Here is an 8,167-nt window from a genome sequence, read left to right on the forward strand (position 1 = left end):
CACTTCCACTAAATAATTTCCACTAAATAACTTCTACTAAATAACTTCTACAGGCTTGGATTTACCTAGACCTACCTTTTGTTTGATTTCTTTGCGCCACCACAGCATCACCAGTCCAGTGGTGACCAGAACTGAACCAATGCCTGTTCCTAAAAATACAACTGTGGGTTGGGGAGAAGATTTCTTATCTGGAAGTGAAGGCTTAGACAAAACCTGAATTAGGGGATAGGCGGTAAAAATATCGGATTTTGCTAAATTTATTTTTGCGAGAGTTGAGGCAAATACAGCCTCAGCAATCTGGACTTCTCGTTGTAAGTTATCAAATACGACCTGCTTTTGCACTAGGGACTGTAATCGATCTTCTAGTTGAAAAATTTGTTCCTCTAGGGCTTGATTTTGGGCGATCGCGCCCTGCCGATCGGAATCTAAGGCGATCAAATCGCGGAACAAATTTTCCCTACTAGAACCAGAGCTATCACCCAAAACTAGATGGTCGATATAACTGGGTTTGACTTCTTTTCGCAGTAGTTCGCCCGCCCTAGAAATCATGGCGGTTTGCGCCGATTTCTGACGGGCTGCTTCTTTGACCACGAGGGGATGATTAATATCCCACTTCGCTAGTAGGACTGTTAAGGAGGTATTTGCCTCGCTATAGTCCTTAGCATTTTGGAGAAATTGGCGATCGGCATGGAGAATGAAGGCATCGCTAACTTCAGGAACCGTTAACCCTAAACTATCCGACAACTGCTGAAAACGCGAAGATATGAGTTCTTTCTGGGCTGAGAGTTCTGCTTTTTGTTTGCGCAGTATCTCAATGTTTGTAGAAAGTTCGCCAACTTGATTGGATGAGCTTAAACCCGAACTTGCTTTATATGCCGAGAGCCTTTTTTGCGCAATTTGTAATTTTTCCCTAGCTTCCTTGAGGGTAACATCATTGTTCTCTCCCCGTTTGTCGATTTCTTCGGCGCGTAACATATTTAATCTTGATTGCAATGCATTGATAATTGCCGTAGCGTTATCTCTGGCTTCTTCAGGAGTTCTCGCTCCGATTTCCATTTCCATAATCGAGGTGTTATCGACTAATTTTACTTTGGGTTTTCCTAATTTACTAATCGGTATTTTTTGACTGGTCGCGGCAATCTCTAAAAGGCTCTCATCGGTCAAGATAAATTGATAATTTGCCCTAGGATCCATACTCGTGCCGCCAAAAGGCGAACTGCTGGAGGCTGAAGTCTGTCCGAGATCCGCCAAGTTAACATTTACCCCCAAACCATTGCCAGGCATAATCATTGCCCATTTACTGATATACACTGGTGGGGTCTTTTTGAGATAGGAAATTGCCGCCCCCCAAAGTAATACATTGGCAACTACGCCCAAAATAATATACCGAGAATATCTCAGAAAGTTATTCTTACCTAGTTTAGCCAGATTGGGTAAACCAGAGGTGATGCTCTCGGTCATTTCTTTGTACCTCCAAAAACGCCCAAGAGCAGATTAAAGGGATTGATTACATCGGAAATAGTCGAGAATACATCACGTATATCAGTAGTGGTGGAGTCGTAGCAGGCCACGGTATCTTCTGGCATCAAAAACGGATTGTCATTATCATTTTTGGAATCTCGCATAATCTGTTCTATCGCCCGATCCCATGATTGTGTTTCCCCCGTAACCCGATCGACGCGCACCAGTAACGCATGGCGATCGTGGGCGGTGACAACGCCTCCTGCGCAGTTTGCCGAAACTACTGCCTGAGAAAATCTCGCTCCGTAGGGGAAGGAAGAGCCATCGGATTTAATTGCCGAACTTGCATTACTAGTTGCGGTTCGGGTCAAATTAGACATGAATACTCTAATTCCAGGGGGTGTAATTTGGGAAGGTCGTACGTATTGATTTTGGGGCTTATCTAGCCTAGAAACGATGATTTGATCGCCTGCAATTAAGGGAACATCCTCTACAGGATCGCCTGTGAAGATGCCTGTAAAATCAATCTTGCGTTCTTTTCCGTTACGAATTAAGCGGATTTCTTGAATATTGGCATTTGGCATTACGCCTCCTGCACCCCGCAAAGCTGCCGTCAGATACCTTTCAGGTGGGTAGTCACCTGAGGATACGGTTTGCTGTTGCGATCGATCTTCAGCCGATCGCGAGTTGATGATGATTCTTCCTGGCTGAAACGTTTCCCCCGAAACGGTTACCTGCACTGCCGACCATTGTAAGATACTGACATTGACCTGTAGAAACTGGCGTTGAAAATATCTTTGGGCGATGAGAGAGTCGTATATTTTTTTTTGGACTTCGCTAATTTCTAGTCCTTTAACAGACATCGGTGAGAGAAAAGGAACTTGGATGTTTCCGTCAAGGTTAACTTCAAAGACCCCACTAAACAGCTCTCCTTCTGGAATTAATACACGGATGCGATCGCCTGGAGAAAGAGGTATGGCAGTTACGCTTTTTGCCATACTGAGAGACATAGCAATCGATAAAAGGGCTATAGAAATTATTTTTTGGGAATAGATAACTAGCCTCATATCAAAACTTACTAGATTAATATCGCTGAGTATAACAGAAATTGAGTATTGACTGGATAGCTGACTAATTAGCCAAAAATCAAAAAATACTGTTAAAATTATTAGCTAAATAGGGGGCGAGTAAAGGCAAAAATTTTATGATCCATAAATTTTATAATCTATAAAAACCAAGGTAAACCTATGGGGTTTCATATTAAGTAGCTAGGCATAATAAAAAACAAAACCAGAGAGTATACCGCCCGCTGCGCGGGCGGTATACTCTCTGGTTTTTAAGTTTACTTAGATCTATCTACTTATGATGATAGTCCACAGGCGTAAATATTAGATTGCGAATAAGATTGTGCAGCTTTAAGGCTTCAATTTGTTGAAGTTGCGATAATTGAAGTCTTGATAATTGTGCTGGCTTAGTTAAAACATATTTGCTCGTATTAGTAACTTCCCGTAAAAATGTTTTAAAGGTTCGATATTTAGAATATATTTAGATAGAACTACAGCGTGCTAAATGTTTTTAGAAATTTTTAGCTATCGAAATCATGAAACCTCAAATATTGCATTTACTAAGTGATCGTAATGTTGGCGGGGTAATGGCTTGTACCAATAGCCTGATTAATTCCCATCTATCTAAAAAATTTGATTTTTTACTTCTAACCCCTGATGAGGCTTTATCAAAAATATCGGTTTTAAAGCCAGATTTAATGATCTTTCACGACCCGCCAGCTTGGAAGATTTTACCATTACTGTTGCGGTTGAGATTTTACGGTAAGGTTATTATTCATGATCACCATTATTCTCAAGATTTTGAATCGAATAATGTAAAGACTAGATGGCGATTTCGATTGGTTTTAACCATAGCATATCGGATTGCTACCCATGTTGTTGCTGTATCCTCTGCTCAGGGGCAATGGATGCGAGATTGCCAATTTATAACATCTAATAATTTGTCGGTAATTCAGCAATGTCGGGTTCTAGAAGATTTTTTAGACTTGCCAATTAAGCCATTTAGCACAAGATTAGTTTTAGGGGTATATGGTAGGTTTTCCCAGCAAAAGGGAATAGATATTTTTATTAAATCCATGCAGGATCTGCCCGATCTTGATGTAGATATATTGATCGGTGGCTATGGTGAAAATCAAGAGCTTTTGTATCAATTAGCCAATGGCGATCGCCGCATTCAATTTGTTGGTAAATTAGCAGATGTTCCGAAGTTTTTGGCTAACTGTGATGTTGTCATTATTCCCTCACGATGGGAACCTTGGGGCAATGTCTGTGTCGAAGCCAAGGCTGCTGGTAAGCCCGTGATTGTCACCAATGTGGATGGGTTGCCAGAACAAATAAAAGATTGTGGTTTAATTGCCGAACCTAGTCCTGAGTCTCTGAGGGAGGCGATCGCTAAAGTCGTGCATATTTATGGTACTTCACCCCAAACTCTGATCGATTGGGGTAATAGGGGTAGAGCAGATGTACAAGATGCTTGGAACAAATATTTAGCTGAATGGGATCAGTTGTCCGAACGGTTAATCGAAAAATCATAGGTTCGCACTATATACTTGAAATTCATGAAACCCAGCATTTTGCATATTCTAATCGATCGCAATGTCGGTGGCGTTACCTCTTCGGTTAATGGCTTGTTGCGATCGCCACTTTCGGAAAAGTTTGATTTTCTGCTCCTCAATCTTCAAGAAGCTTTTTCCTATCTATTTCAGCCAAGATCTCAATCAAGCTCTCCATCAAGCTCTCAATCAAGGCGCAAATCCAAAGTAGACCTCATTATTTTTCACGATGCCTGCTCTTGGAAATTGCTTATTATTTTGTTAATCCTCAGGCTAAGAGGTAATTTATACATTCAAGAACACCATTATTCAGAAGCCTCTGAAAGCCTTAACGTTCCCTCTAAATCAAGGTTTCGACTTATGTTGAAGCTAGCCTATGGTATCGCGAATCGAGTAATTGCCGTTTCCTATGCCCAGAGAGATTGGATGCTCAAATACAAACTGATTGCACCTCACAAGTTAACGGTAATTCAACAATGTCGAGAGTTAGAAGACTTTCTAGATGCGCGGATAAAGCCCCTAGATCCAAAACTTACCTTGGGCTATTTTGGGCGCTTTTCTGAGCAGAAGGGAGTCGATCTTCTATTAAAGGCAATGCGAGATCTCCAAGATCTTGACCTGAATCTGTTAATTGGAGGTTATGGGGAAAATGAACCGCTTTTGCGTCAATTAGCCGATGGAGATACTCGAATTCAATTCTGTGGCAAGTTAGCTAATGTGCCTAAATTCTTAGAACTCTGTGATGTAATTATCATTCCCTCACGATGGGAACCTTGGGGCAATGTCTGTCTTGAAGCAAAATCCGCAGGAAAGCCCGTAATTGTCACAAGGGTCGATGGACTGGTGGAACAGGTCGAAGATTGCGGCTTGGTGGTGGGGGCAAATGTAGAGGAGATTAAAGCGGCGATCGCCAACATCGTCCATATCCATCAAACTTCACCGCAAACCCTGATCGATTGGGGAAATAATGGCAGAGAATCGGTACGCGGTGCTTGGAAAAAATATCTATCAGAGTGGGAAGAACTATTGTGGCTATCGAAAACCTCATCAAGATAATTAAAACCAAATTAGCTGATCGCTTTCTCCGCAATCTCGGTTGGCTGGGACTGTCGCAGATCTTCATTCGCGTATCTCGACTCGCGGCGACCGTTGTTTTGGCGAGATTATTAACTAAAGAAGACTATGGGCTTGCCGCATTGGTACTAACTACCAATGAATTTGTGAATGTATTTACGCAAAATGGGATCTGGGCAAAGCTGGTGCAAGCCGATGCTGCTGATTTACCGAAACTTTGCCAAACCTCCTATTGGCTGAACTGGATTGTCTGTGGATTAGTATTTTTAGGGCAATGTATTGCGGCTTTCCCCGTGAGTTGGTTTTACCACGATCCGCGCATTGTTCTGCCTATTTGCGTGATGGCTACGGTGTATCTGATCATTCCGATCGCTTTGGTGCAAGCCTCTCTCTCCAATCGCGAGAATCGCCTGCATGTTTCGGCGATCGCGAATGGCGTTCAAGTTTCTGTCGATAATATCCTCACGATCATTCTTGCTTTTTTTGGCTTTGGGATGTGGGCGATCGTACTACCCAAGGTCTTAGTGGCTCCCGTCTGGGTAATCGTCCATTACCGCAGCAATCCTTGGCGACCCACGAGCGAATTTACGCTCGACAGGTGGCAAGAGATTGTGCGCTTTGGGCGCAGTGTTCTTGGCGTGAAGGTTATGCATACTTTAATCAATAATCTCGACTACGTGATTGCGGGTAGATTCTTAGGAGTAGAAGCGTTAGGTTTATATTATTTTGCTTTCAATGCAGGGCTGGGCATCAGTATGAGTGCGATCAATGCCCTTGATACGGCGCTATTCCCCCATCTCTGTGATGCTCGTAATCAGCCAAGGGAATTCAAAGCAAGATATTTCCAAACCTTTACGAGGGTTGCTTGGATTATCTTCCCTTTAGTGATTTTACAGTCTGGACTCGCGCCCTTTTATGTACCAATTATCTTTGGACAAAAGTGGATACCCGCAATCCCACTATTAGTTCTAATCTGTCTATCCGCAGTGCCGCGCCCCTTTGCCAATGTGGCTTCTAATGGGCTTTGGGCGATCGATAAACCTGATTGGGATTTCATTTGGAATATTCTATTTACAGGTGCTTTTGCGATCGCGCTACTAGTTGGAGTGAATTGGGGCGTATTAGGCGTAGCTGTAGCTGTTTTCTTGACCCATAGTATTGCTTCCCCTGCTTATACGGTTTGGGTATCTTCCTATATTTCTAAGGTAATGAATAAGGAGATAATTGAAATAGAAGCAAAAGAGGCTAAAAGCATCTGAAAATAATTGAATTTGGCGTTAATAGAGACGCGTTTTGAGATTAAACTATTTTAAATTAATACAAGCGATCGCTTTTTAGTAATAATTAAGGCGATCGCTGGTTGCTTTTCATACTGGTAAAGGCGATCGCTTAAGTCTCAAGATTTATATTAGCGATCGCTTTTTAGTGATAATTAAGGCGATCGCTTGTTGCTTTTCATACTGGTAAAGGCGATCGCTTAAGTCTCAAGATTTATATTGGCGATCGCTTTTTAGTGATAATTAAGGTGATCGCATATTGGTTGTCATGCCCGTAAATGCTAATATCATTGTTTAACCCACATTCCGCTCGTAATGGAAGCCTAAAAATATTTAAAACTAGACAATGATGGTTTCAGTGATTTTTGGAAAAATTAATGACATTAATTCCTATTAGTGCATCACTATTTAAAGTATTAAGATAGTGATATTTTTGCTGGCAAAGCTCAAAACACTTACTGTATAAGGATTTGTTTTCTAAATACTTTTTTCAGTAAAATAAGAGCGGAATGTGGGTTTAACCACTCTTTGTCTGTAAATTTTCCCCAATCAATATTTTTATCGATCTATTATTAATTAGTCTTCCACTTGTACTACTTCAATAATGGCGCGTTACGCTAAAGCTAACGCACACTACTTGCTCTAGCAAATTTGAGGCGTAATTATGATAATTGAGATGAACGAATGGTTGAGGAGAGAGTCGGCAGTAGATTCAATCTTGCGAGCAATAGAAAGAAATGATATTCCTACTATAGAAGCACTACTGGAGTCGTACGGTATTTCCCCTGATGAAGTTACTGATGAATATACCCTTCTTGGATATGCAGCAGAGAAAGGAGGGAAAGAAGTCACAAGATTCATTCTGGGAAAAGGTGCTGATATTAATCCTCTCTCTGATAATCCTGATGTATTGACTCCTCTCATGTCTGCTGTGCAAGGAGGTAACTTTGAAATTGTCAGAATGTTTATCGAAGCGGGGGCAGATACGAATGAGATTAGAGATGCTGGACGCTATCCTCTATTGATTGCTGCGGAATGGGGAAGAGAAGATTTATTTGATTATCTATTGCCATTTACAACATCAGGACTGATAGAAGAAGCTACAAACACTCTGAGAGCGTGTTTGAGAAGTTAAGCGAGACGTTTGAGGAGGATCTGAATCATGCCGACATAGAAAAAAGCCTCAGAAGTTTCAGGTAAAAGTTCGTACTCTCTTGTCAAACGCCGAAAGCGAGAAAACCAAGCAAAAGTACGTTCAACCACCCAGCGCTTTTGTTGGACAACAAAGCCTTTTTGCCCCACAGGAGGAACGACAACCTGCAAACACCAGTAAAAAGTATGCAGAATCGCCAGAATGAAAGCTTTACCACTATAACCACGATCCACCCAAATCGTTGATAGACGGGGGAAACGGTCACGAATTTGGTTGATTTTTTCTAAAAGCATGGTTGCCCCCTTGCGATCATCAAGATTAGCCGCAGTAACTACTACTATCAATAGCAAACCCAATGTGTCCACAAGAATATGTCGTTTTCTCCCATTGACGAACTTGTTGCCATCAATACCAACTGCTTCTGGTGATGCTAATCGGCTAGCAATTTTAGTTGATTGAGAGCGTGTTTGAGAAGTTTTTGGCAATAAAAAAAGGTGAAAAAAAGCTCCCAAAGGTATAGTCTGTCAATATACAAAAACAAAGACAGCCTTATGGAAGCAACAAAGAAATCATACCCCACAGACT

General features: G+C 41.6%; 7 protein-coding genes. 4 read left to right on the top strand and 3 right to left on the bottom strand.

Features of this window, described 5'->3' with window-relative positions; genetic code table 11:
- Positions 1–36 precede the first annotated feature (36 nt).
- Together PseudUWO310_RS15605 and PseudUWO310_RS15610 are read right to left on the bottom strand one after the other, a co-directional pair.
- Positions 37–1,461, bottom strand: a complete 1,425-nt coding sequence (locus PseudUWO310_RS15605) for a GumC family protein (RefSeq protein WP_142602847.1) — start codon at positions 1,459–1,461, stop codon at positions 37–39.
- Positions 1,458–2,471 (bottom strand): polysaccharide biosynthesis/export family protein, encoded by a 1,014-nt coding sequence (locus tag PseudUWO310_RS15610; RefSeq protein ID WP_142602861.1) that lies wholly within the window; start codon positions 2,469–2,471, stop codon positions 1,458–1,460. Before PseudUWO310_RS15610 ends, PseudUWO310_RS15605 begins: the two co-directional genes overlap by 4 nt.
- A gap of 590 nt (positions 2,472–3,061) precedes the next feature.
- Here PseudUWO310_RS15610 and PseudUWO310_RS15615 point away from each other — a divergent pair.
- The 4 genes from PseudUWO310_RS15615 (at position 3,062) to PseudUWO310_RS15630 (ending at position 7,564) form a co-directional block, all read left to right on the top strand.
- Positions 3,062–4,060: a glycosyltransferase family 4 protein gene (locus tag PseudUWO310_RS15615; RefSeq protein WP_142602849.1), complete on the top strand. Its 999-nt coding sequence runs from the start codon at positions 3,062–3,064 to the stop codon at positions 4,058–4,060.
- Positions 4,061–4,084: 24 nt separating this feature from the next.
- Entirely contained in the window at positions 4,085–5,134 is a 1,050-nt protein-coding gene (locus PseudUWO310_RS15620; RefSeq protein WP_142602851.1) for a glycosyltransferase family 4 protein, read from the top strand.
- Positions 5,107–6,411 carry a lipopolysaccharide biosynthesis protein gene (locus PseudUWO310_RS15625; RefSeq protein ID WP_142602853.1) on the top strand — a complete coding sequence of 435 codons (1,305 nt, stop codon included), beginning with the start codon at positions 5,107–5,109 and terminating at the stop codon, positions 6,409–6,411. The genes PseudUWO310_RS15620 and PseudUWO310_RS15625 overlap by 28 nt, the downstream gene beginning before the upstream one ends.
- Before the next feature lie 694 nt (positions 6,412–7,105).
- Positions 7,106–7,564, top strand: a complete 459-nt coding sequence (locus tag PseudUWO310_RS15630; RefSeq protein ID WP_223805687.1) for an ankyrin repeat domain-containing protein — start codon at positions 7,106–7,108, stop codon at positions 7,562–7,564.
- On the opposite strand, the gene PseudUWO310_RS15635 is transcribed toward PseudUWO310_RS15630, so the two are convergent.
- A complete protein-coding gene (locus tag PseudUWO310_RS15635) occupies positions 7,561–8,067 on the bottom strand; it encodes a transposase (protein WP_190316046.1) in 507 nt (168 codons plus the stop codon). The genes PseudUWO310_RS15630 and PseudUWO310_RS15635 overlap by 4 nt on opposite strands.
- Positions 8,068–8,167: the final 100 nt, after the last annotated feature.

This window comes from Pseudanabaena sp. UWO310, from assembly GCF_006861605.1.
Lineage (GTDB): Bacteria > Cyanobacteriota > Cyanobacteriia > Pseudanabaenales > Pseudanabaenaceae > Pseudanabaena.